The sequence below is a fragment of the Sphingobium sp. MK2 genome (assembly GCF_040170545.1).
In the GTDB taxonomy this organism is placed as follows: domain Bacteria; phylum Pseudomonadota; class Alphaproteobacteria; order Sphingomonadales; family Sphingomonadaceae; genus Sphingobium.
In genome coordinates this window covers 83,245-105,897 of the sequence record NZ_JAZDXA010000016.1, presented here as the reverse complement: position 1 = coordinate 105,897, position 22,653 = coordinate 83,245, and the positions used below count along the sequence as shown (strand labels likewise).

Sequence of the window (22,653 nt, the reverse complement as noted above, 5' to 3'; positions counted from 1 at the left end):
CCCCAGATCAGATCACCGCCTGGATCGCTCACTGGATTAGCGAAGGCTTCGCCGCGCTGGAGGAACAGATTGCCCGCCACGGCGGCGACTTCACCTTCGGCAATACACCCGGCCTCGCCGACTGTTTCCTGCTACCGCAACTCTATGGTGCCCATCGCTTTGGCGTCGATGTGCAGCCCTTCCCGCTGATCCGTGCGATCGGCACTCGCCTGTCGAGCCTCGCGTCCATCGCCCAGGCCCATCCCGACCGGCAGCCCGACGCCGACCGCGCTTAAAGCAGCCCCGCATCCTTATGCGCCAACCGCCGCCCGGTGATCAGCGTCTGGCCGATGAACAGGATGATCAGCAGGCCGCCCACCGCGCCGACGAAAATGTCGAAGCCCGACCAGCGGCCGAACAGGCCCGGCCCATAGCCAAGCGCCATCATCATGATGGTCAGGCCGATCAGCATCAGCCGCAATTCGGTCGGCCCGGCCGACAGATAGGAGAGTTTGAACTCGCCCAGCACGCGGGCGGAAAGATAGGCGTGGATCGACAACAGCAGATAACCCGCCAGGGCTACCATCGCCACGTCCATCGTGACGAAGGGGCTAAGCCCTATGCCAGCCAGGATCAGCAGCGTGACCAGACCGTCGCAGCTATGGTCGATGAAATAGCCATAGGATGGCCGCTCGATCCGCCGGAACCGCGCCAGGCTGCCATCCATCGAATCCCCGAACCATTGGACGACATAGCCAATAATGGCGAGGATCAGCCAGGCCGCACCCCAATTGCTGGCCACATAGCCGGCAAAGGTCATCACCGCGCCGATCACCCCGGCGAAGGTCAGGCGGTCGGGCGTGACCCAACTCGGCATCCGGCTGCATAGCCAGGTCAGCAGTCGTCGTTCGGCCTTGGCAAGAAAATTCTGTTGTATGCGGTCGAGCGCGCCGGGGCCACTCTGTAATGAGTCTGTCATATCGCCTTATCGGGCAACCCAGCGACAACGGCAATGCTCCTGTCGCATCGATCGACGCTCGGCCTGCCTCTATTCCGTCATCCGCGCGGCAATGCTGGCCGCATCAGCCTGCCAGTCGATGCCGTGCGCGCTCGTCCAGTCCGCATCATAATAGGTGCAGCCATAGCGATCGCCACTGTCGCACAGCAAGGTGACGATACTCCCCTGTTCACCGGCTCGCGCCATGTCATCGGCGATCTCCATGCAGACCCAGATATTGGTGCCGGTCGATCCGCCGACGCGACGGCCCAATATTCCGGCCAGCGCATGCATCGCGCCGATCGACTGCCCATCCTCCACCGCGATCATCCGGTCGATCACCGAGGGGATGAAGCTCGGCTCGACGCGGGGCCGCCCGATCCCCTCGATCCGCGCGGCGCAACCTTCGGGGAGGGTCGTGACCGACGGGTCGGCATGATGGCGGTGAAAGACCGAGTTGACGGGGTCGGCGACGCACAGGCGCGTCGCATGCCGTTCGTGGCGGATGAAGCGGCCGATCGTCGCCGATGTGCCGCCCGTCCCCGCGCCACAGACGATCCAGCTAGGGATGGGATATTCTTCCTGCGCCATTTGGGTGAAGATGCTCTGCGCGATATTATTATTACCGCGCCAATCGGTCGCCCGCTCGGCATAAGTGAACTGATCGAGATAATGGCCGCCCGTTTCGCGCGCCAGTCGTTGGGCGGTGGCATAGACGGTGCGGGGATCATCGACGGCATGGATCTCGCCGCCGTGAAAGCGGATCGCATCGAGCTTGGGCGCGGCGGTGGAGGCGGGCACCACGGCGATAAAGCGCAGCCCCAGCATCTTAGCGAAATAGGCTTCGGACACGGCGGTCGAGCCGGAGGAGGCCTCAATCACCGTCGTCCGCGGCCCGATCCATTCATTGCACAGCGCATAGAGGAACAGCGAGCGCGCAAGCCGATGCTTGAGGCTGCCGGTCGGGTGCGAGCTTTCATCTTTTAGATACAGGGTGATGCCGGGGTGTCGCGGCAAGGGCAGGCGGATAAGGTGGGTGTCGGCGGAACGGTTATAATCCGCCTCGATCCGCCGTATTGCTTCGGCCAGCCAGTCCCGCGACACCCCACCGCTCATGCGGCCAAGCCCAGCGCCCGCAGCAACGCGGCCGAATCCGGCTCGCGGCCCCGGAAGCCGACGAAATTGTCGAGCGCAGGCCGCGATCCGCCGCGCGCCAGCACATGGTCGCGGAACAGGCCACCCAAGGCAGCGCGGTCGGCGCGCTCATCCGCAAAGGCTTCGAAAGCATCGGCGGACAGGCGTTCGGCCCACAAATAGCTGTAATAGCCCGCCGCATAGCCGCCCGCGAAGATATGGCTGAAGCCATGGGCGAAGCGATGCCATTCCGGTGGATGGATGACGGCTACTTCCTGCCGTACCGCCTGCAGCACTTCCTGCGCCGAGGGACCATCAGCCTGCGCCGCCGCCAGATGCAGACGCAGATCGAACAGCGCGAACTCCACCTGCCGCAACAGCGCCAGCGCCCCCATGAAGCGGCGGGCTGCGAGCATCCGGCCGATCATCGCCTCGTCCAAAGGCGCGCCGCCCGTCTCATGCGCCGACACCCGGCGCAGCATGGCGGGTTCCCAGGCGAAATTCTCCAGAAACTGGCTCGGCAGTTCCACCGCATCCCATTCGACGCCCGATATGCCGCCGATCGAAGGCAGGTCCACCTGCGTCAGCAGATGATGCAGGCAATGCCCCATTTCGTGGAACAGCGTGACCATATCCGAATGGGTAAGATGCGCCGGACGGTCCGCGCCGCCGCTGGCGAAATTGCAGACCAGATAGGCGATCGGCATCTGCTCCCGGTCGGCTTCGCGCAGACGGGGACGGCACACATCCATCCACGCACCGCCCCGCTTGCCCGCACGAGCGAACATATCGCAATAGAGCGCGGCGACGGGCGCGTCCTCGCCCGCCCGGTGCAACGTGAAATAGCGCACATCGGGATGCCACACCGGCGCTTCGCCATCGGCGGCGCGGATTTCCAGTTCGAACAGGTCGGTGACCAAGGCGAACAATCCATCAAGCACGCGCGCCAGCGGCAGGTGCGCGCGGATTTCCGCTTCGTCCACCGCATGCACCGCGCGGCGCATATGCTCGGTCACATAGGCCACGTCCCATGGCTCGATGGTTGCGATGCCGAGATGATCGCGGGCGAAGGCGGTCAGTTCGGCCAGTTCCTCTTGCGCCCGCGGTCGCGCCCGCTGCGCCAGGTCGACGAGGAAAGCATCCACCTCAGCCCCATCGCGCGCCATCTTGGTCGACAGCGATAAAGCTACCGCATCACTATGGCCCAGCAAACGCGCGGCATCCTGCCGCAAGGCCAGCAATTGCGCGATCCGGTCGCCATTGTCGAACTGGCCCGCCTGCGGCCCCTGGTCGGAGGCGCGGGTGCCATAGGCTTCGTAGACGGTGCGGCGCAGGTCGCGATCCTGCGCAAAAGCGGTAATCGCGCGTACCGACGGCGCGTGAAGATCAACGAGCCAGCCTTCCAGCCCCTTCGCCTGCGCGGCGCGTGCCATCGCGTCTTGATCGCTTTGCGGCACACCCGCCAGGCGCGTGCCGTCGGTCAGGTGGAGCGTCCAGGCTTCGGTCGCATCCATCACCGCATTGGCGAACGCGGTCGCTAATCGCCCCTGTTCGACGCTGTTCGCGGCAAAGGCGGCGCGATCCTCCCCGTCGAGGCTGACGCCCGACAATTCGAAGCCGCGCAGCGTCAGCGCCAACGCGCGGGCTTGCGCGTCGTCCAATCCCTCGGTCGGGATCGCGGCGAGCGCGTCATAGAGCGGCCGGTCCTGTCCGACCTCGGCAAAATAGCTGTGGATCAGCGGCTCGGCTTCACCATGGGCGGCACGCAGTTCGGGGCTGTTGGTCACGCCGATCAGATGATCGACGGTGCCCCATATGCGCGAGAGGGCAGCGTCGGCGCTTTCCTTGGCCAGGAAGACGGCGGCAAAGCCAGACGCCTTGGCGCACTGGGCCATGGCGGCGCGATGGGTGGCGATCGCACTTTCCACGGCGGGCAGAACATGGTCGGGATGGATGGCGCCGAACTGAGGATGCAGGCGGCTGTCGAGCAGGGGATTGGCTTGGGTCATGCCCTTGCCCTTACACGGGACGGGGCATGACCGTAAAGCGCTCCATCGGTCAGAGGCGGGCGCCATGCCAGCGCAGATGATCCTCCATGAAGGTCGAGATGGTATAATAGCTATGATCATAGCCGGGCTGGAGCCGCAGCGTCAGCGGGATGCCCGCTGCCTTGCAAGCAGCGTCCAGCAGGTTGGGGCGAAGCTGTTCGGCAAGGAAGGGATCGGCCTCTCCCTGGTCCACCAACAGGTCGGCGATCCGTGCGCCATCCTCGATCAGCGCCACCGCATCATGATGACGCCAGGCCGCGCGATCATCGCCGAGATAGCCACCCAACGCCTTCCGGCCCCAAGGGACTTGCGAGGGTGCGACGATCGGGGCGAAGGCGGACACGGCCTTGAACCGATCGGGGAAGGTAAGCCCGATGGTCAGCGCGCCATGGCCGCCCATGGAATGGCCCATGATCGACTGGCGCGTCATGTCGGCGGGGAATGCCGCCGCAACCAGCGCGGGCAGTTCTTCGGTCACATAGGACCACATGCGATAATGGTGCGCGAAGGGCTGCTGCGTCGCATCGACATAGAAGCCCGCACCCAAGCCAAAATCATAGGCACCATCGGGATCATCGGCCACACCTTCGCCGCGCGGCGACGTATCGGGCGCGACGAAGATCAGGCCCAGTTCAGCGCAGAGGCGGCGATATTCGCCCTTTTCCGTGACATTGGCATGGGTGCAAGTCAGGCCCGACAGATACCAGACCACCGGCAATGTCGTGCCCTGCACATGCGGTGGCACATAGACCGAGAAGGTCATGTCCGTGCCGCATGTGGTGGAGGCATGGCGATAGACACCCTGCACCCCGCCAAAGGCGCGATTGGTTGAAACCGTCTCCATGCCGTCCATCCCTTTTATTCGCCGTCCGCGAAACAATAGGCGCAGATCTTGTTACCCGCCGGATCGCGCAGATAGGCGGCATAGGCTGTAGGCGTGAAGCTGCGGGGGCCAGGTGCGCCTTCGCAGGTGCCGCCATTGGCAAGGCCTGCTTCATGGAAGGCGCGGACTTGCGCGCGGGTGGCGGCGGCAAAGCCCAGCGTACCGCCATTGGCATGGCAGGCCGGTTCGCCATTGGCCGGGGTCAGCACCAGAAATTCGGGCGTGCCCTTGCCATAGAGAAATGCCTTGTCGCCCATCGCGCCCAGATTATCGATGCCGAGCGCGCCGAGGGCCGCGTCGTAAAAAGCCTTGGATGCGGCGATATCGTTGGCGCCAACGCAGGCATGGGTGAAAATGGACATAGGGTACTCCTCGCTCAAAATATCAGAAAATGACGACGCTGCGGATGCTTGTCCCAGCATGCATCAGGTCGAAGCCCTTGTTGATCTCTTCGAGGCTTAGGACATGGGTAATCATCGGGTCGATCTCGATCTTGCCATTCATATACCAGTCGACGATCTTTGGGACGTCCGTGCGGCCCTTCGCCCCGCCAAAGGCGCTGCCCTGCCAGACCCGGCCGGTCACCAACTGGAACGGACGGGTGCTGATTTCCTTGCCCGCTTCCGCGACGCCGATGACGGTCGACACACCCCAACCGCGATGGCATGCCTCCAGCGCCTGGCGCATGACTGTCGTGTTGCCGGTGCAGTCGAACGTATGGTCCGCCCCGCCGTCGGTCAGGGCCACCAGATGCTGGACGATATCGCCCTCAATCTCCTTGGGGTTGACGAAATGGGTCATGCCAAAGCGCTTGCCCCATGCCTCCCGGTCGGGATTGATATCGACGCCGATGATCTTGTCGGCCCCCACCATACGCGCGCCCTGCAGCACGTTCAGGCCGATGCCACCCAGGCCGAAGACGATGACGTTGTCGCCCACGCGAACCTTGGCGGTGTTAACTACCGCGCCGACGCCCGTCGTGACACCGCAGCCGATATAACAGCTCTTGTCGAACGGTGCATCCTCGCGGATCTTGGCGACCGCAATCTCCGGCAGAACGGTGAAGTTGGAAAAGGTCGAACAGCCCATATAATGGTAGATGGGCTGGCCCTTGTAGGAAAAGCGGGTCGTGCCGTCGGGCATCAGCCCTTTGCCCTGCGTCGCGCGGATCGCTGTACACAGGTTGGTCTTGCCCGACAGGCAGCTTTTGCATTGGCGGCATTCAGGGGTGTAGAGCGGGATGACATGGTCGCCCGGCTTGACGCTGGTGACGCCCGCACCGACTTCGCGCACGATGCCCGCGCCTTCATGGCCCAGCACGGACGGGAAGATGCCCTCGCTATCGAAGCCATCGAGCGTATAGGCGTCGGTATGGCAGATGCCCGTCGCCATGATTTCCACCAGCACCTCGCCCGCCTTCGGCCCTTCCAGATCGAGTTCGACGATTTCAAGCGGCTGCTTGGCTTCAAAAGCGACGGCGGCGCGGGTCTTCATATGGCACTCCCTATCCAGTTGGCGGCCTTCTAGCGCCCGGCAACGGATGTGATAAAGACGTGTTTTGGCAAAAGTTTACAACCCTATGGTTATAATGACGGATAGATGGTCGGGGATCGACGAATTTGTGGCAGTAGCGAATGCCAGCTCCTTTTCCGGCGCGGCGGCAAAGCTCGGCTGTTCCGTAACCCATTGCAGTCGCGCCGTTGCGCGATTGGAGAAGCGGCTCGACGCACCGCTGTTCCACCGTACCACGCGGCGAGTGACGCTGACCGATACCGGCCGGACCTTCCTGAACCATTGCGAACGGTTGATCGCGGACCGGGAAGAAGCAATCACCTCGGTTAGCGCAACAGGCGAACCACAAGGGCAGTTGCGCATCACCTGTTCGACGGCTCTTGGCGAATTATTCGTCGCGCCGATCGTCAGCCGCTACGCCGCCGCCTATCCAAAGCTCAGTATCACGATGGAACTGACCAATCGCCTCGTCGATCTGGTGGCGGACGGTTTCGATCTGGCCATCCGAACCGGCGAAATGGCGGATTCGCAGATGATCCGCACGCGCATAGCGTCGCGCTCGCTCTGCACCTGCGCTGCGCCTGGCTATCTCGACGCGGTCGGCCGACCCAGGACGGTCGAAGATCTGGACGCCCATCAATGTCTGTTGGGATCGGCAACGACTTGGCACTTCTGCGAAGAGGGCCGCGATCGGCTCCATCGCCCCACCGGACGATTGCAGATCAATAGTGGTCGGGCAATATTGGACGCCGCAGTCCAGGGTATGGGGATCTGCCAATTGCCCGAATTTTACGTGCTGCCCCATTTGCGAAGCGGGGCGCTGCAATTGGTGTTGGCCGATATTCGGCCGCGGGATGAAGCCATTTGGGCGGTCTATCCCCAACGTCGGCATCTCTCGCCCAAGGTCACGGCCTTGGTCGCGCTGCTGCGGCGTGAACTGCCGCCCGCGTTGAACGCGGGTTAGTGGCTGTTGGGTGCGGGTCGCTTCACCTTCTTGAGCTGGCGGATGCCGAGCCAGACGGCCAGTATGATGGCGGGGATCAACGCGATGTCGATCCAGCCGGGCAGATGCGCGCCCTGATGCTCCAGCGCTTCCTTGAGATAATGCCACAGCCCCAGCGTATAATAGCTGACCGCCACCACCGACAGCCCTTCGACCGTATGCTGCAAGCGCAGTTGCAGCCCGGTGCGCCGATCCATCGATGCCAGCAGATCGCGGTTGCGCCGGGCAAGCGCGGTGTCGACTCGCGTGCGCAGCATCGCGCTGGTCCAGGCGGTGCGTTGCGACAGATCCTCCAGCCGCCGGGTGAAGGCGTCGCAGGTGCGCATCGCAGGGAGCAGCCGCCGTTCGGTGAAATCATCGAGCGAGCCATAGCCCCGCACTGGGGCTACCTCCAGGGCGCGGATGCGGTCGCGGCAGATGGCGGCATAGGCCTGCGTCGCGCTCATGCGATAGCGGGTGCGCGCGACGATCTGCGCCAGTTCGGCCGCCAGCGCAGACAGCGCCTCCAGCACCGCATCGGCGTCGGCATCCGGCTCGGCGACGCGGCCGGTGATGGCGGTCAATCGCTGTTCGAGGCCAGTGAGCAGCGGGGTTGCGGCCTGCGCTTCGGGAAGGCCGAGCAGAGCGATCTTGCGATAATTGCCCAATTCCTGCAGCCGCTGGACCAGTTGCGCTAATTCCGCCCCCTGCAATCCCTTATCCTGAACGAGCAGGCGGCCAAAGCCATCGGCATGGAGGCGAAAGTCGCTCCAGATGCGCGCCTGGCCATCGGCGACATCGGAGATGATGAGGTCGTCCTGAGCAAAATGGGTGGCGATGGTCGCCCCATCAGGCGCATCGGCGATCACCGCAATCTGGGTCGAGCGGATCACCCGGCCGGGCAGCGCGCCGATCCACAGGGCGGCCTGCGCGAAGGGGGAGAGGTCGAAGAGCGACCCGCCACCGGCGGCCAGGAAGCTGTAGGTCATGAACTCGCTATGCCGTTCCCAGGTGAAACCGAGCGTACCGATCCGGCAATTGAGGAAACGGACGGTCGGATCGAACGGCACATCATGGGGAGCGAGCAAGCTGCGCATGATCGTCAGGCTGTCGTCGACGTCCGCGTCGTCGACCAGCAGCACGAACTGCACGACCCGCGCGGGCGCCTGGAGCCGGGGCATCTTGCGGACATGCATTTCCCGCGAGAGCGAACCGCGCAGCGGGTGGCTGCGCGCATGCAGGGCCGCAAATGGATCGCCACTATCGTTCATTGCACCTGCCCCCTGCTTCGACCGCTATTAAGTCAGACAAAAGCGCGATGCGCAAGATCGGCAAGGGTCAGCCTTCCTCGTATAGTTCCAGAGGCAGACCGTCCGGGTCGCTGAAGAAGGTGAAGCGCTGCCCTGTATATTCGTCCACGCGGATCGGCTCGCACGTCACGTCATGCGTCGCGAGGCGCGCGACTTCGGCGTCGATGTCGCCCACTATGAAAGAGAGGTGGCGCAGGCCGCAAGCTTCGGGGCGGGAAGGGCGGGGCGGCGGCGCGGGGAAGGAGAAGAGTTCGATCCGCGCATTGCCCGCATCGAGATCGCACTTCCAGCTATCGCGCGCTTCGCGATAGACCTCATGCAGCACCGGCAGGCCCAGCACCTCGACATAGAAACGGCGCGAGCGCGCATAGTCCGACCCGATGATCGCGATATGATGAACGCCGTTCAGCATGGCGCTTATTTCTCGATCTGGCTGACGTCGCGCACCGCGCCCTTGGCGGCGTTGGTCGTCATCGCGGCATAGGCGCGCAAGGCCGGGGACACGGCGCGCTTGCGGCCAAAGGGCTTCCAGGCCTTGACGCCCATCTTCTCCATTTCCGCGCGACGTTCGGCCAGCACGGCGTCGTCCAGGTCCAGCTTGATGACGCGGTTGGGAATATCGATGACGATCGGGTCGCCGGTCTGGACGAGGGCGATCAGCCCGCCTTCAGCGGCTTCCGGCGAGACATGGCCGATCGACAGGCCCGAAGTGCCACCTGAAAAGCGCCCATCGGTGATGAGCGCGCATTCCTTGCCCAGCCCCTTGGATTTCAGATAGCTAGTCGGATAGAGCATTTCCTGCATGCCGGGGCCGCCCTTTGGCCCTTCATAGCGGATGACGACGACGTCGCCAGCCTTGACCTCATTGCCGAGAATTCCGACGACCGAGGCATCCTGGCTTTCATAGACGCGCGCGGTGCCGTGGAAGGTCAGGATCGAGTCATCGACGCCTGCGGTCTTGACGATACAGCCTTCGGGCGCGAGGTTGCCGTAGAGAACCGCGAGGCCGCCGTCCTTGGAGAAGGGATGCTCCGCCGAGCGGATCACGCCCTTTTCGCGGTCGGTGTCGAGTTCCTCCCAACGCGCCGACTGGCTGAACGCAGTCTGGGTGGGGACGCCACCGGGGGCCGCGCGGAAGAAGTTGCGCACTTCCTCGCTATTGGTGCGGCCAATGTCCCAGCGGGCGAGCGCCGCCGCCATGGTCGGGGCGTGGACGGTGGGGAGCGACGTATCGACCAGCCCGGCGCGTTCCAGTTCGCCCAGGATCGCCATGATGCCGCCCGCGCGATGGACATCCTCCATATGCACGTCCTGCTTGGCGGGCGCGACCTTGCACAGGCAGGGGACGCGGCGCGACAGGCGGTCGATATCGGCCATGGTGAAATCGACCCCGCCTTCATGCGCGGCGGCGAGGAGGTGAAGAACGGTGTTGGTGGAGCCGCCCATGGCGATGTCGAGGCTCATCGCATTTTCGAACGCGGCGAAGCTGGCGATGGTACGGGGCAGGGCGCTTTTGTCGTCCTGCTCATAATAGCGCTTGGCGAGATCGACGATGACATGCCCCGCCTCGCGGAACAGCCGCTCGCGATCCGAATGGGTGGCGAGCGTCGAACCATTGCCCGGCAGCGAGAGGCCCAGCGCTTCGGTCAGGCAGTTCATCGAATTGGCGGTGAACATGCCCGAACAACTGCCGCAGGTGGGGCAGGCGGAGCGTTCGATGGTCTGGACTTCCTCGTCGGTATAGCTTTCGTCGGCGGCGACGACCATCGCGTCGACCAGGTCGAGCGCGACCTCCTTGCCGCGCATCACGACCTTGCCCGCTTCCATCGGGCCGCCGGATACGAACACGGCGGGGATGTTGAGGCGCATCGCGGCCATCAACATGCCGGGCGTGATCTTGTCGCAATTGGAGATGCAGACCATCGCGTCGGCACAATGGGCATTAACCATATATTCGACGCTGTCGGCGATCAGGTCGCGGCTGGGCAGCGAATAGAGCATCCCGCCATGGCCCATGGCGATGCCGTCATCGACTGCGATGGTGTTGAATTCCTTGGCGACGCCGCCCGCCGCCTCGATCTCGCGTGCGACGAGCTGGCCCAAGTCCTTGAGGTGGACATGGCCGGGTACGAACTGGGTGAAGCTGTTGACCACAGCGATGATCGGCTTGCCGAAATCCTCGTCCTTCATCCCCGTCGCGCGCCACAGGCCGCGCGCGCCCGCCATGTTGCGGCCGTGGGTGGTGGTGCGTGAACGATAGGCAGGCATGATGGCGGTCCTTCAGGGCTTTGAGGCGGCCCCTCTACAGCGCAGGGGCCAGCTTTGGAACAAATTATTCCTTTTGGCTGCCCTGCACGCCATTTTCTTACGCCGCTGCGCCGCTCCCCTGGAGCAGGGCCATGCGCAGGCATTGGCAGACGATCTCGTCGCGCTGGTTGCGCAGGCGGTGGGTGAAGGTGACGATGCCTGCGCCGGGTCGCGATTTGCTGGGCTTGAGGTCCGTCACTTCGGATTCGCAGCGCAGCGTGTCGCCGATGAAGACGGGCTTTGGCATCACCAACTTGTCATAACCAAGGTTCGCGACCAGCGTGCCCAGCGTCGTGTCGCCCACCGACAGCCCGATCATCAGCGCGAAGGTGAAGGTGCCGTTGACGAGGATCTGGCCGAACTCGCTGGCCTTGGCGAACTCGGCGTCGAGATGCAGCGGCTGGGGATTATGCGTCATCGTCGTGAACAGGAGATTGTCGGTCTCCGTCACCGTGCGGCGGATATCATGGGTGATCGTGTCGCCGATGGTCCACTGATCGTAAAAGCGCCCGGCCATGTTTTTCCCTTAACTTCGCATATTTCCCGCAGTTTTTGACATTATATGCCACGCTGGGGACTGAATATTTCAAACAGCGGCGACGGTCCGCATCATAGCCCGAAAGGCGGGATGTAGGACAGCGGCTAAGCAGCTTTGGCGATCTTGGCCAACAACACACCCTCGCTCACCTGTCCGCCCTCGGCGGCGTTCAGTTCGGCAACGGTGCCATCGAACGGGGCGATGAGGCTATGTTCCATCTTCATGGCTTCGAGTGTCAGGAGCTTCTGGCCCTTGACCACCGCGTCGCCCACCGCGACCGCGACCGCGATGATGCGGCCGGGCATGGGAGAGAGGATCGCGCCGTCAGAGGCGACGGCGCCTCCCAAGGATGACGCGCGCATCGGCTCGATCCGCCAGGTTTGTCCGCTATCGGTCAGCCAGGATGAAGATGGATCGTCTTTTTGCCCGGCGAGCGCATGCTGATCGACATAGTCGTGGATCGGCATATGGACGGGAACCGGCTGCCCATTGACCGAGAGCATGATGTCCTGCTGCGGCGGTGCGTTCAGTCTGAACCCCGCCAGCGCCTGACGCGCATAGCGCTGCGCTGCATCGGATAGGGCTTCGTCCGATGGCATAAGCGGAGGAATAAGCGTTTCGCCCGCCCGTTCGATGAGGCCGGTATCCATCGTTCCCGCAATGAAATCAGGATGGTCGAGCGCGTTGATCAGAAATGCGGCATTGGTTCGCACCGGCCAAATGACGCTGCCGTTGAGCGCATAGGCCAGAATTTCCCGTGCCTCTTCCCGGTCCCGCCCGTGCGAGATCATCTTGGCGATCATCGGGTCATAATAAGGTGAAATCGTCGCGCCTTGATCGACGCCCTTTTCGATCCGCACATTGGCGTCGAGTTCGAATTGTTCCAGCGTTCCGATCGACGGCAGAAAGCCTTTGGCTGGATCTTCCGCATAGAGCCGTGCTTCGATTGCGTGACCGTTGATCGATAGTTCATGCTGCTTTTTGGGCAAGGGTTCGCCCGATGCCACGCGGAGCTGCCATTCGACCAGATCGACGCCGGTGATTTCCTCGGTCACCGGATGTTCGACCTGAAGCCGAGTGTTCATTTCCATGAACCAGACGCGATCCGGCTTGATATAGCCTGCTGATCCATCGGCGATAAACTCGATCGTGCCCGCGCCGACATAATCGACCGCCTTCGCCGCCCGGACGGCCGCCGCGCAAATGACGGCGCGGGTTGACTCCGTCATGCCGGGCGCGGGGGCTTCCTCGATCACCTTCTGGTGGCGGCGCTGGAGCGAGCAGTCGCGTTCGAACAGGTGGACGACATTGCCATGGGTGTCGCCGAACACCTGCACCTCGATATGGCGCGGGTTGGTGACCCATTTTTCGAGCAGGACATGATCGTTGCCGAAGCTGGACGCGGCCTCGCGCTGGCAGGAGGCGAGCGCGTCGGCGAAGTCTTGCGCGGCATCGACCTTGCGCATCCCCTTGCCGCCGCCGCCCGCTACGGCCTTGATGAGGACGGGGTAGCCGATGGCGTCAGCCTGCGCCGCGAGATGGGCGGGCGACTGGTCCGCGCCGAGATAGCCGGGCGTGGTGGGGACGCCCGCATCCTGCATCAATTGCTTGGCGGCGTCTTTCAGGCCCATGGCGGTGATGGAGGACGGGTTGGGGCCAACCCAGATGAGGCCTGCGTCGATGACGGCCTGGGCGAACTCGGCATTTTCAGACAGGAAGCCGTAGCCGGGGTGGATCGCCTGCGCGCCGGTTTGCTGGGCGGCGGCGATGATGCGGTCGCCCATAAGGTAGGATTCGCGCGCCGGGGACGGGCCGATATGGACGGCTTCGTCAGCGGAGCGGACGTGGAGGGCGTTCGCGTCGGCGTCGGAATAGACGGCGACGGTGCGGATGCCGATGGCGCGCGCGGTGCGGATGATGCGGCAGGCGATTTCGCCGCGATTGGCGATGAGGAGGGATTTAAGCACAGGGATCTCCCAATCCGTCATGCTGAACTTGTTTCAGCATCCATTTGGCGGCAGGCTCGGTGCTGCGATGGAAAAGCAACCGCGCGTCTATATTCTGAGTAGCGCGTCCTACGGGACGCTTTACATCGGTGTGACATCCGACCTGATCGAGAGCGATAATCCGCATTGGGCGGACCTTGCGCCGTCGATCGGGCTTCCGCCTTTGCGGCCCGATGGATGCTGAAACAAGTTCAGCATGGCGAAAGTGCTGAGCAAATTGGTGTGCCAGAAACGAGGCTTGCGCGCCTCCACCACCCTTCGGGCTGTCCCCCTCCCCGTTCCGGGGAGGTATGGCGTTGTCCTCGGTGCCCACCCCCATCACATCCGAAACACGCCGAATTGCGCCCGGTCCGGCACCGGCGCATTCAACGCTGCGGCAAATGCCAACCCCAGCACGTCCCGCGTTTGCGCCGGGTCGATGACGCCATCGTCCCACAGGCGGGCGGTGGCGTAATAGGGGTTGCCTTCTTCCTCATATTTCTGGCGGACGGGGGCTTTGAAGGCTTCGGCTTCCTCCGGCGTCCATTTGGCTGCATCGCGGTGGACGGTGGCGAGCACGGACGCGGCCTGTTCGCCGCCCATCACGCTTATGCGGGCGTTGGGCCAGGTGAAGAGGAAGCGGGGTTGGTAGGCGCGGCCGCACATGCCGTAATTGCCCGCGCCGAAACTGCCGCCGATCAGGACGGTGATTTTGGGCACCTGCGCGGTGGCGACGGCGGTGACGAGTTTGGCGCCGTGCTTGGCGATCCCCTCCGCCTCATATTTGCCGCCGACCATGAAGCCGGAGATATTCTGGAGGAACAGAAGTGGTATGCGGCGCTGGCAGGCGAGTTCGATGAAATGCGCGCCCTTTTGCGCGCTTTCGCTGAATAGCACGCCATTGTTTGCCAGGATGGCAACGGGCATGCCCCAGATATGGGCGAAGCCGCAGACGAGCGTGGTGCCGTACAGCGCCTTGAATTCGTGAAACTCGCTGCCGTCGACGATGCGCGCGACGATTTCGCGCACGTCATAGGGCGCGCGGACATCGTCGGGGATAATGCCATAGAGGTCGCTCGCATCATATTTGGGCGGGCGCGGTTCGCGCAGGTTCAGGTCCGGCGTGCGATCGGGTTGCAGGGTCGAGACGATGTCGCGGACGATGGTCAGCGCATGATCGTCGCTGTCGGCGACATGATCGACCACGCCCGACTTGCGGCCATGCAGGTCGCCGCCGCCCAGATCTTCGGCCGTGATGACTTCGCCGGTTGCTGCCTGCACCAGCGGCGGGCCGGCCAGGAAGATTGTGGCCTGGTTGCGGACGATGACGGTCTCGTCGGACATGGCGGGGACATAGGCGCCGCCCGCCGTGCAACTGCCCATGACGCAGGCGATCTGGGGGATGCCCTGCGCCGACAGGTTGGCCTGATTATAGAAGATGCGGCCGAAATGGTCGCGGTCGGGGAACACTTCCGCCTGATTGGGAAGGTTCGCGCCGCCGCTATCGACCAGATAGATGCAGGGCAGGCGGTTTTCGAGCGCGATTTCCTGCGCGCGCAGATGCTTTTTCACGGTGACGGGATAATAGGTGCCGCCCTTTACCGTGGCGTCGTTGCAGCCGATCATGACCTGACGACCGGCGACGCGGCCGATGCCTGCGATCAGGCCTGCGCCGGGGACTTCGTCGCCATAGAGACCGTTGGCGGCAAGCTGGCCGATTTCCAGGAAGGGCGAGCCGGGATCGAGCAGGCGCTCGACGCGGTCGCGGGGCAGGAGTTTGCCGCGCGCGGTGTGCTTGTCGCGCGCGCTGGCGGACCCGCCTTGTGCTGCTGCGGCGACCTTGGTGCGCAATTCTTCAGCCAAGGCGCGGTTGTACGCGACATTGGCGCGGAAGGCTTCGCTATCGCGCAGGATTTTGGTGTCGAGGATGGGAGCGGTCATGCGCCGATAACCTCGCGGCCGATCAACATGCGGCGGATTTCGTTGGTGCCAGCGCCGATGTCGAGCAGCTTGGCATCGCGCAGATAGCGTTCGACCGGCCAGTCCTTGGTATAGCCCGCGCCGCCCAAGGCCTGCACCGCTTCCAGCGCGACCTTCACCGCATTTTCCGATGCCAGCAGGATCGCGCCCGCCGCGTCGAAGCGGGTGGTGCGCCCTGCGTCGCAGGCCTTGGCAACCGCATAGACATAGGCGCGCGCACTGTTGAGCGCGACATACATGTCGGCGATCTTGGCCTGCATCAGTTGGAAGGCACCAATGGGTTTGCCAAATTGCTTGCGGTCGCGGACATAGGGGAGGACGGTGTCGAGGCAGGCCTGCATGATGCCCAACTGTATGCCCGCCAGCACGGTGCGCTCATAATCCAGGCCGGACATCAAGATGCCGACGCCGCCATTGAGCGCGCCCATGATATTCTCTTCCGGCACTTCGCAATCGTCGAAGATCAGTTCGGCGGTCGGGCTGCCGCGCATGCCCATCTTGTCGATCTTCTGGCCGATGGAAAAGCCCTTCATCCCCTTTTCGATGAGGAAGGTCGTGAGGCCTTGGCTGCCTTCGCCGGTGCGGGCGTAGACGACCAGCGTGTCGGCATAGGGGGCGTTGGTGATCCAGAACTTGGTGCCGTTGAGGATATAGCGATCGCCGCGTTTTTCCGCCTTCAGCGTCATCGACACGACGTCCGAGCCAGCGCCCGCTTCGGACATGGCAAGGCTGCCGACATGCTCGCCGGAGATCAGCTTGGGGAGATATTTCGCCTTTTGCGCGTCGCTGCCCCAGCGGCGGATCTGGTTGACGCAGAGGTTGGAGTGGGCACCATAGGACAGGCCGATGGACGCGGAGGCGCGCGCGACTTCCTCTTGCGCCACGACATGGTCGAGATAGCCGAGGCCAAGGCCGCCCCATTCTTCCTCGACCGTGATGCCGTGCAGGCCAAGCGCGCCCATTTGCGGCCACAGGGCGCGGGGGAACCAGTCCTTGGCGTCGATTTCCGCGGCCAGCGGCGCGATCTTGTCAGCGGCGAAGCGCGCCGTGCTTTCGCGGATCATGTCGGCGGTTTCACCCAGGGCGAAATCGAAATTGCTCATTGACCTCTCCTATTTGCACCAAGACTAACGGAACCAGCCGCCAATTCAAAATTGAAAGAATTGGCATAGTGTCATAGATGACGTCTATGATCGAACGCTATCAGCTCCGCTATTTCCTCGCCGTGGTCGACCATGGCAATTTTTCGCGCGCGGCGGGGCATTGCAATGTGGCGCAGCCGACGCTGTCGGTGGGGATTGCCAAGCTGGAGCGGGCGCTGGGTGGGCCGTTGTTCCTGCGGTCCGGGCATCGGGTGGAGCTGACGCAGGCGGGATCGCGCCTGCTGGCCCATGCGCGACGGATCGAGGGCGAGTTCAACCTGGCGCAGCAGGTGTTGGCGGGCGCGGCGCAGGGACCGTTGACGCGGATGGGGGTGATCCGCAGCCTGCCCGGTGCGACCATAGCGGCGATCACGCGCGCGGCGCGCGGCATCGACCCCGATGCACGGTTGGAGCTGGTGGAAGGGACCGAACGCGAATTGCTGGGCCATGTTGCGCGCGGGCGGATCGACTGTGCGCTGACGTTGGTGGGACGGGGCAGCGACCGCTTTCTGGAAGAGCCGTTGCGCGAGGAAGGCTATGCGCTGGCCGTTCCGCTGGACCACGCAGCCGCCGGGCAGGCATCGGTCGCGGCCGAGACGCTGAACGAGGATGTGATGATCGTGCGCCGCCATTGCGAGGCGCTGTCGGATACGAGCCGCTTCTTCACCGAACGCGGCGTGCGGCCGCATTTCGCCTATCGGTCGGTCAATGACGAACGGGTGATGCAGATGGTGGCGGCGGGGGTGGGGATCACGCTGATGCCGACCAGCTATGCTGCGCCCGACGTGGCCCGGCCCCGGCTCGCGGGGTTCGACCAGACGCGCACCATCGGGCTGCTCTATGCCACGACGTCCGAAACGCTGGCAGCGTCGCCCCCGCCGATCGTGGCTGCAGCGCGTGGCGTGTTGGCGGACTGATCAGGCGCGCGGGGCGAGGCCGCCGATCAATATGTCAACCATCGCGTCGGCGATTTCGCTGGGGGACAATAGCCCGTCCGGCGCATGCCAACGGCCCGGCCAGTTGAGCGCACCCGCCAGCGTGAAGGCCGTCATCCGCACATCGACCGGCGCGATCGAGCCATCGGCGATCCCGTCCTCAATCAGCGCCCGGATCGACAGGTCGATCGCCCGCTTGCGCGCCCGAAACAGCGCTGCGCCTTCGGGAGAGAGAAATTCGTCGCCAGTGCGTACCACGCATCGACCGAAATCGTCCATCATCACCAGGGCATAGCTGCGCAGGACGCTGCGCAGTCGGGCAAGGCCATCGCCGGGTTGCGCGCGGGCGGTGTCGGCAGCGGCGCTGAGCAATTCCAGCCCGCGCGTCACGCATTCGATCAGCACCTGCTCCTTATTGCCCAGATAATGATAGATGGTCGGCTTGCTGATCCCCAGGCTCGCGGCGACGTCATCGAGCGAGGTTGCGTGGAAACCGCGCGCGTTGAACATCCGCACCGCCGCGCGCAGCACGGCTTCGCGCTTTTCCTCGCGGTCACGCTCGCGCTCTTCGCGCGATCGGAAGGGGGAGGGGGCGGCAGAAGCGAGACGGGGTGCCATATTATCCTTGGGTCTGATCGACTGTCTGTTCCGCATCCTCCCCTGAAGTGGGAGGGGACCGTCGGCGTAGCCGATGGTGGAGGGGTGTCACCCTATCGAGAGCTTGACACCCCTCCGTCAGGGCTGCGCCCTGCCACCTCCCCCGCCGGGGGAGGATGTGGAATTACGGACCGTCTTGACAAGAAACCTGCGGATAATCAATATACCGATGAGTATATAGAAGACGAATGGGTTTTGTGCTGAATGCCATCTGGGCGGCCATTCGCGATAGGACGTTGCTATAACCTGTCGTGGTGGGTGGGGGTGCCGGATTTGCGAGAGCATATCGGATATCCAGTGAACGTCATGGCGCGCGGCCTTTGAGAGGAATTGATATGCAGAACGATCCGGTAGTTATCGCCAGCTATGCGCGCACACCCATGGGCGGTTTTCAAGGGGCATTGTCTGCGCTCAAGGCTACCGACCTCGGTGCGGCCGCCGTCAAGGCGGCGGTCGAGCGCGCGGGCGTGTCCGTCGATGCGGTCGATCGCATCTATATGGGTTGCGTGCTGCCTGCGGGCCTGGGGCAGGCGCCGGCGCGGCAGGCGGCTTTGGGTGCAGGTCTTGGCCTCAATACGGAAGCTACCACCGTCAACAAAATGTGCGGTTCTGGGATGCAGGCCGCGATCATGGCGCATGAAGCGCTGGCGTCGGGCGCAGTCGATGTGGTGATCGCGGGCGGCATGGAGAGCATGACCAATGCCCCCTATGCCCTGCCCAAGCATCGTGGCGGCGCGCGGATTGGCCATGACCGGATCATCGACACGATGATGATGGACGGGCTGGAAGATGCCTATGAGCCGGGCAAGGCGATGGGTGTGTTCGCCGAGGAAGCCGTGCGTGACTATCAGTTCACGCGGCAGGATCAGGATGGTTATGCCATCCGCTCGCTCGAACGCGCCAATGCGGCGATCGGCAGCGGCGCTTTCGTGCGTGAGATTACGCCGGTGACAGTCAAGGGCCGGGGCGGCGACACGATCGTCGACACCGACGAACAGCCGGGCAAGGCACGGCCGGACAAGATTCCCGGCCTCAAGCCCGCCTTCGTCAAGGATGGCACGATCACGGCGGCCAACGCCTCGTCCATTTCCGATGGCGCAGCCGCGCTGGTGATGACGCGCCAGAGCGTCGCGGACAAGCAGGGGATGAAGGTCGTCGCCCGTGTGGTCGCGACCGCCGGGCACGCCCATGAGCCATCGAAATTCACCACGGCCCCGGTTCCGGCGATGCGCAAGCTGCTGGAAAAGGCAGGCTGGTCGGTGGACGATGTCGATCTATTCGAGGTCAACGAAGCCTTTGCCGTCGTCGCGATGATCGCCGCCAAGGAATTGGGCATTCCGGCGGAGAAGCTGAACGTCAATGGTGGCGCGACCGCGCTTGGCCATCCGATCGGCGCATCGGGCGCGCGCATCGTTGCGACGTTGATCGGCGCGCTGGAAACGCGCGGGCTGAAGCGCGGCGTTGCCAGCCTGTGCATCGGCGGTGGCGAAGCGACGGCGATGGCGATCGAGCTGGTCTGATAGTTTAGGGGTTGGATGTTATGGATATCAAGGGTTTGGCGGCCATTGTCACGGGCGGCGCTTCGGGGCTTGGCCGGGCGACCGCGACGATGCTGGCGGCGCATGGCGCGAAGGTTGCGATCTTCGACCTGAACGAAGAAGCGGGCCAAGCGGTCGCGGCGGAACTGGGCGGGGTCTATGTGTCGGTCAATGTCGCCGATGATGCCAGCGTCGCCGCCGGTCTGGACACGGCGCAAGCCACGCATGGCGTCGCGCGCATCCTGGTCAACTGCGCGGGGATCGCGCCTGCGGTCAAGACGGTCGGCAAGGAGAACATACCGCATCCGCTCGATACGTTTGCGAAGACAGTGACCGTCAACCTGATCGGCACCTTCAATGTCATCTCCAAATTTTCCGCACGGCTGGCCGCTGCGGAAGAGATTGACGGCGAGCGCGGCGTCATCGTCAACACCGCATCAGTGGCGGCCTATGACGGGCAGATCGGGCAGGCCGCCTATAGCGCGTCGAAGGGCGGCGTCGTCGGCATGACCCTGCCGATCGCGCGCGATCTGGCGCAGCATAAGATCCGTGTCATGACGATCGCGCCGGGTATTTTCCTGACGCCGATGCTCGAAGCCTTCCCGCAGCATGTGCAGGACGCGCTGGGCGCGCAGGTGCCGCATCCCAGTCGCCTGGGCAAACCGGCCGAATATGCGCAACTGGTGGAGTCCATCATCCGCAACCCGATGCTGAACGGCGAAGTCATCCGACTGGACGGCGCAATCCGCATGGCGCCGCGCTGATGGACGGGATCGCCTTTTCGGTCGAGGATGGCATCGGGCGGATCACGCTCGATCGGCCGGAGGCGGGCAATGCCATCACCCTGCCGCTGGCGCGCGCGTTGCTGGCAGCGGCGATCCGCTGCCAGACCGACGCGGCGATCCGCTGTATCGTCCTGACCGGCAATGGGCGGCTATTCTGCGCAGGCGGCGATGTGCAATTGCTGGCAGGCGCTGGCGACAAGCGATCGGAAGTGCTGAGCGAGTTGATCGCGACCTTTCATGCCGCCGTTGCGCGGCTGGCGCGCGCGCCCAAGCCGCTGGTCACATTGGTCAATGGTCCCGCTGCCGGTGCAGGTTTCAGCCTGGCGATGCTGGGTGACGTCGTGATCGGTGCGCGGTCGGCGCATTTTACCGCCGCTTATGGCGCGATCGGCCTGACGCCGGATGGTGGCCTTAGCTGGTTGCTACCGCGTCTGGTGGGGTTGCGCAAGGCGCAGGACATCATCCTGACCAACCGCCGGATCAAGGCGGACGAGGCCGAGGCGATCGGCCTGGTCACACGGATCGTCGATGACGAAGCGCTGGCCGACGAAGGCCTGCGCGTCGCCACCGCGCTGGCCGATGCGCCGATGGCGGCGCTGGCCGCCAGCCGCGCGCTGCTGGCCGACAGTTTCGAGACCGGGTTGGAGACGCAGCTTGACCGCGAATTGCGGAGCATGGCGGCGGCTGGCGCGGGACGGGAAAGTGAAGAGGGGCTGAGCGCATTGCTTGCAAAACGCCCCGCCAATTTCAGGGGAGTTTGAGACCATGGCCGACGCCTATATCGTAGAAGCCGTCCGCACCGCCGGTGGCCGCGCCCGCAAGGGCGGCCTGATCGACGTACATCCCGCCGATCTTGGCGCGACCATCCTCAATGCGCTGGTCGATCGCACGGGTGTCGATCCCGCTGCGATCGAAGATGTCATCGTCGGCTGCGTCAGCCAGGCAGGCGAGCAGGCCTTTGCCTTTGGCCGCAATCTGGTGCTGGCGTCGAAGCTGCCCGACAGCGTGCCCGCCGTGACGATCGACCGTCAATGCGGTTCCTCGCAACAGGCGCTGCATTTCGCGGCGCAGGCGATCATGTCCGGCACGCAGGATCTGGTGATTGCCGCGGGCGCGGAAAGCATGACGCGGGTGCCGATGGGCTCCAACTATCAGCTTCACGCCGCCGCCGGTGTCGGCATCGGGCCATGGCCCAAGAGCATCCAGAACCGCTATGGCGTCGCCGAGTTCAGCCAGTTTCATGGCGCGCAGATGATCGCCAACAAATATGGCTTCACCCGCGAGGATATGGACGCTTTTGCGCTGGCCAGCCATGCCAAGGCGGCGGCTGCGATCGACAGTGGTGCGTTTAAGGGCGAGATCGTCGGCGTGGAAACGCCAGAAGGCCTGTTCGATACCGATGACGGTGTGCGCCGCGGCGGCACGATGGAGGCGATGGCCAGCGTCAAGACGCTGGAGGAGGGCGGCACGATCACCGCGGCCAATGCCAGCCAGATGACCGATGGCGCTTCGGGCGTGCTGGTGGCGAGCGAGGCGGCGATCAAGCGCTTCAACCTCAAGCCCATTGCGCGCATCGTCAATCTGACGGTGACGGCCGGCGACCCGGTGATCATGCTGGAAGAGCCGATTCCGGCGACCCGCCGCGCGTTCGAGCGGTCGGGCCTCAGCCTCGATGATATCGACCTGTTCGAGGTCAACGAAGCCTTTGCCGCGATCCCGATGGCGTGGCTCAAGGCGATCGGCGCGGACCCGGCGAAACTCAACGTCAACGGTGGCGCGATCGCGCTTGGTCATCCGCTGGGTGCCAGCGGCACCAAGCTGATGACCACGCTGATCCATGCGCTGCGCGCACAGGGCAAGCGCTATGGCTTGCAGACGATGTGCGAGGGCGGCGGCGTTGCCAATGTGACGATCGTGGAAGCGCTGTAAGGTAACGGCTGC

General features: G+C 64.2%; 22 protein-coding genes. 8 read left to right on the top strand and 14 right to left on the bottom strand.

Features of this window, described 5'->3' with window-relative positions; genetic code table 11:
* A partial coding sequence (locus tag V2I08_RS09705) for a glutathione S-transferase C-terminal domain-containing protein (RefSeq protein WP_349634903.1) occupies positions 1–275 on the top strand: 275 nt, incomplete at its 5' end.
* Here the strand turns inward: V2I08_RS09705 and V2I08_RS09700 are convergent.
* The 6 genes from V2I08_RS09700 to V2I08_RS09675 form a co-directional block, all read right to left on the bottom strand.
* The gene (locus tag V2I08_RS09700; protein ID WP_310222270.1) at positions 272–958 is read right to left on the bottom strand and encodes a CDP-alcohol phosphatidyltransferase family protein; all 687 of its coding nucleotides are present in this window, start codon (positions 956–958) and stop codon (positions 272–274) included. The genes V2I08_RS09705 and V2I08_RS09700 overlap by 4 nt on opposite strands.
* Before the next feature lie 69 nt (positions 959–1,027).
* Positions 1,028–2,092: a PLP-dependent cysteine synthase family protein gene (locus V2I08_RS09695; protein WP_310222269.1), complete on the bottom strand. Its 1,065-nt coding sequence runs from the start codon at positions 2,090–2,092 to the stop codon at positions 1,028–1,030.
* A complete protein-coding gene (locus tag V2I08_RS09690; protein ID WP_349634902.1) occupies positions 2,089–4,119 on the bottom strand; it encodes a M3 family metallopeptidase in 2,031 nt (676 codons plus the stop codon). Before V2I08_RS09690 ends, V2I08_RS09695 begins: the two co-directional genes overlap by 4 nt.
* Positions 4,120–4,168: 49 nt before the next feature.
* Positions 4,169–5,002 carry an S-formylglutathione hydrolase gene (gene fghA / locus V2I08_RS09685; RefSeq protein ID WP_349634901.1) on the bottom strand — a complete coding sequence of 278 codons (834 nt, stop codon included), beginning with the start codon at positions 5,000–5,002 and terminating at the stop codon, positions 4,169–4,171.
* Positions 5,003–5,016: 14 nt separating this feature from the next.
* The gene (locus V2I08_RS09680) at positions 5,017–5,403 is read right to left on the bottom strand and encodes a VOC family protein (RefSeq protein ID WP_349634900.1); all 387 of its coding nucleotides are present in this window, start codon (positions 5,401–5,403) and stop codon (positions 5,017–5,019) included.
* Between the two features lie 22 nt (positions 5,404–5,425).
* Positions 5,426–6,535 carry an S-(hydroxymethyl)glutathione dehydrogenase/class III alcohol dehydrogenase gene (locus V2I08_RS09675; RefSeq protein WP_349634899.1) on the bottom strand — a complete coding sequence of 370 codons (1,110 nt, stop codon included), beginning with the start codon at positions 6,533–6,535 and terminating at the stop codon, positions 5,426–5,428.
* Between the two features lie 94 nt (positions 6,536–6,629).
* Between V2I08_RS09675 and V2I08_RS09670 the strand changes: the two genes are divergently transcribed.
* A complete protein-coding gene (locus V2I08_RS09670) occupies positions 6,630–7,517 on the top strand; it encodes a LysR family transcriptional regulator (RefSeq protein WP_349634898.1) in 888 nt (295 codons plus the stop codon).
* Here V2I08_RS09670 and V2I08_RS09665 read toward each other — a convergent pair.
* From V2I08_RS09665 to V2I08_RS09645, 5 genes are all read right to left on the bottom strand, one after another.
* Positions 7,514–8,806, bottom strand: coding sequence for a DUF3422 domain-containing protein (locus V2I08_RS09665; RefSeq protein WP_349634897.1), 1,293 nt, complete (start codon positions 8,804–8,806; stop codon positions 7,514–7,516). The two genes, V2I08_RS09670 and V2I08_RS09665, sit on opposite strands and share 4 nt — an antisense overlap.
* Before the next feature lie 67 nt (positions 8,807–8,873).
* Positions 8,874–9,254, bottom strand: a complete 381-nt coding sequence (locus tag V2I08_RS09660) for a VOC family protein (RefSeq protein ID WP_349634910.1) — start codon at positions 9,252–9,254, stop codon at positions 8,874–8,876.
* An 8-nt stretch (positions 9,255–9,262) separates the two neighbouring features.
* Complete coding sequence (gene ilvD, locus V2I08_RS09655) at positions 9,263–11,113, bottom strand: dihydroxy-acid dehydratase (RefSeq protein ID WP_349634896.1); 1,851 nt, start codon at positions 11,111–11,113, stop codon at positions 9,263–9,265.
* A 97-nt stretch (positions 11,114–11,210) separates the two neighbouring features.
* Positions 11,211–11,669 carry a MaoC family dehydratase gene (locus tag V2I08_RS09650; RefSeq protein ID WP_349634895.1) on the bottom strand — a complete coding sequence of 153 codons (459 nt, stop codon included), beginning with the start codon at positions 11,667–11,669 and terminating at the stop codon, positions 11,211–11,213.
* 125 nt (positions 11,670–11,794) lie between these two features.
* Positions 11,795–13,657: an acetyl/propionyl/methylcrotonyl-CoA carboxylase subunit alpha gene (locus V2I08_RS09645; RefSeq protein WP_349634894.1), complete on the bottom strand. Its 1,863-nt coding sequence runs from the start codon at positions 13,655–13,657 to the stop codon at positions 11,795–11,797.
* Between the two features lie 19 nt (positions 13,658–13,676).
* Between V2I08_RS09645 and V2I08_RS09640 the strand changes: the two genes are divergently transcribed.
* Positions 13,677–13,880 (top strand): hypothetical protein, encoded by a 204-nt coding sequence (locus tag V2I08_RS09640; protein WP_349634893.1) that lies wholly within the window; start codon positions 13,677–13,679, stop codon positions 13,878–13,880.
* 134 nt (positions 13,881–14,014) lie between these two features.
* Here the strand turns inward: V2I08_RS09640 and V2I08_RS09635 are convergent, their stop codons facing one another.
* Positions 14,015–15,616, bottom strand: coding sequence for a carboxyl transferase domain-containing protein (locus tag V2I08_RS09635; RefSeq protein WP_349634892.1), 1,602 nt, complete (start codon positions 15,614–15,616; stop codon positions 14,015–14,017).
* Entirely contained in the window at positions 15,613–16,758 is a 1,146-nt protein-coding gene (locus V2I08_RS09630) for an isovaleryl-CoA dehydrogenase (protein ID WP_349634891.1), read from the bottom strand. The genes V2I08_RS09635 and V2I08_RS09630 overlap by 4 nt, the downstream gene beginning before the upstream one ends.
* Before the next feature lie 86 nt (positions 16,759–16,844).
* Here V2I08_RS09630 and V2I08_RS09625 point away from each other — a divergent pair, with 86 nt between their 5' ends.
* Complete coding sequence (locus V2I08_RS09625; RefSeq protein WP_349634890.1) at positions 16,845–17,714, top strand: LysR family transcriptional regulator; 870 nt, start codon at positions 16,845–16,847, stop codon at positions 17,712–17,714.
* Here V2I08_RS09625 and V2I08_RS09620 read toward each other — a convergent pair whose 3' ends face one another.
* Entirely contained in the window at positions 17,715–18,350 is a 636-nt protein-coding gene (locus tag V2I08_RS09620; RefSeq protein ID WP_349634889.1) for a TetR/AcrR family transcriptional regulator, read from the bottom strand. It lies immediately after the preceding gene.
* Positions 18,351–18,724: 374 nt separating this feature from the next.
* Here V2I08_RS09620 and V2I08_RS09615 point away from each other — a divergent pair, with 374 nt between their 5' ends.
* From V2I08_RS09615 to V2I08_RS09600, 4 genes are read left to right on the top strand one after another with little or no spacing between them, the layout of a single operon-like run.
* The gene (locus V2I08_RS09615; RefSeq protein WP_349634888.1) at positions 18,725–19,909 is read left to right on the top strand and encodes an acetyl-CoA C-acyltransferase; all 1,185 of its coding nucleotides are present in this window, start codon (positions 18,725–18,727) and stop codon (positions 19,907–19,909) included.
* A 20-nt stretch (positions 19,910–19,929) separates the two neighbouring features.
* Positions 19,930–20,691 carry a 3-hydroxyacyl-CoA dehydrogenase gene (locus V2I08_RS09610; RefSeq protein ID WP_349634887.1) on the top strand — a complete coding sequence of 254 codons (762 nt, stop codon included), beginning with the start codon at positions 19,930–19,932 and terminating at the stop codon, positions 20,689–20,691.
* Positions 20,691–21,473: an enoyl-CoA hydratase/isomerase family protein gene (locus tag V2I08_RS09605; RefSeq protein ID WP_349634886.1), complete on the top strand. Its 783-nt coding sequence runs from the start codon at positions 20,691–20,693 to the stop codon at positions 21,471–21,473. Before V2I08_RS09610 ends, V2I08_RS09605 begins: the two co-directional genes overlap by 1 nt.
* 4 nt (positions 21,474–21,477) lie before the next feature.
* A complete protein-coding gene (locus V2I08_RS09600) occupies positions 21,478–22,641 on the top strand; it encodes an acetyl-CoA C-acetyltransferase (RefSeq protein ID WP_349634885.1) in 1,164 nt (387 codons plus the stop codon).
* The last annotated feature ends 12 nt before the right edge of the window (positions 22,642–22,653 follow it).

Coding starts and splice junctions, on each gene's coding strand:
- V2I08_RS09675 (WP_349634899.1), bottom strand. CDS start 6,535: ATGAAGACCCGCGCCGCCGTCGCTTTTGAAGCCAAGCAGCCGCTTGAA.
- V2I08_RS09630 (WP_349634891.1), bottom strand. CDS start 16,758: ATGAGCAATTTCGATTTCGCCCTGGGTGAAACCGCCGACATGATCCGC.
- V2I08_RS09635 (WP_349634892.1), bottom strand. CDS start 15,616: ATGACCGCTCCCATCCTCGACACCAAAATCCTGCGCGATAGCGAAGCC.
- V2I08_RS09670 (WP_349634898.1), top strand. CDS start 6,630: ATGACGGATAGATGGTCGGGGATCGACGAATTTGTGGCAGTAGCGAAT.
- ilvD (WP_349634896.1), bottom strand. CDS start 11,113: ATGCCTGCCTATCGTTCACGCACCACCACCCACGGCCGCAACATGGCG.
- V2I08_RS09680 (WP_349634900.1), bottom strand. CDS start 5,403: ATGTCCATTTTCACCCATGCCTGCGTTGGCGCCAACGATATCGCCGCA.
- V2I08_RS09615 (WP_349634888.1), top strand. CDS start 18,725: ATGCAGAACGATCCGGTAGTTATCGCCAGCTATGCGCGCACACCCATG.
- fghA (WP_349634901.1), bottom strand. CDS start 5,002: ATGGAGACGGTTTCAACCAATCGCGCCTTTGGCGGGGTGCAGGGTGTC.
- V2I08_RS09620 (WP_349634889.1), bottom strand. CDS start 18,350: ATGGCACCCCGTCTCGCTTCTGCCGCCCCCTCCCCCTTCCGATCGCGC.
- V2I08_RS09700 (WP_310222270.1), bottom strand. CDS start 958: ATGACAGACTCATTACAGAGTGGCCCCGGCGCGCTCGACCGCATACAA.
- V2I08_RS09640 (WP_349634893.1), top strand. CDS start 13,677: ATGCTGAACTTGTTTCAGCATCCATTTGGCGGCAGGCTCGGTGCTGCG.
- V2I08_RS09605 (WP_349634886.1), top strand. CDS start 20,691: ATGGACGGGATCGCCTTTTCGGTCGAGGATGGCATCGGGCGGATCACG.
- V2I08_RS09600 (WP_349634885.1), top strand. CDS start 21,478: ATGGCCGACGCCTATATCGTAGAAGCCGTCCGCACCGCCGGTGGCCGC.
- V2I08_RS09695 (WP_310222269.1), bottom strand. CDS start 2,092: ATGAGCGGTGGGGTGTCGCGGGACTGGCTGGCCGAAGCAATACGGCGG.
- V2I08_RS09625 (WP_349634890.1), top strand. CDS start 16,845: ATGATCGAACGCTATCAGCTCCGCTATTTCCTCGCCGTGGTCGACCAT.
- V2I08_RS09650 (WP_349634895.1), bottom strand. CDS start 11,669: ATGGCCGGGCGCTTTTACGATCAGTGGACCATCGGCGACACGATCACC.
- V2I08_RS09610 (WP_349634887.1), top strand. CDS start 19,930: ATGGATATCAAGGGTTTGGCGGCCATTGTCACGGGCGGCGCTTCGGGG.
- V2I08_RS09690 (WP_349634902.1), bottom strand. CDS start 4,119: ATGACCCAAGCCAATCCCCTGCTCGACAGCCGCCTGCATCCTCAGTTC.
- V2I08_RS09665 (WP_349634897.1), bottom strand. CDS start 8,806: ATGAACGATAGTGGCGATCCATTTGCGGCCCTGCATGCGCGCAGCCAC.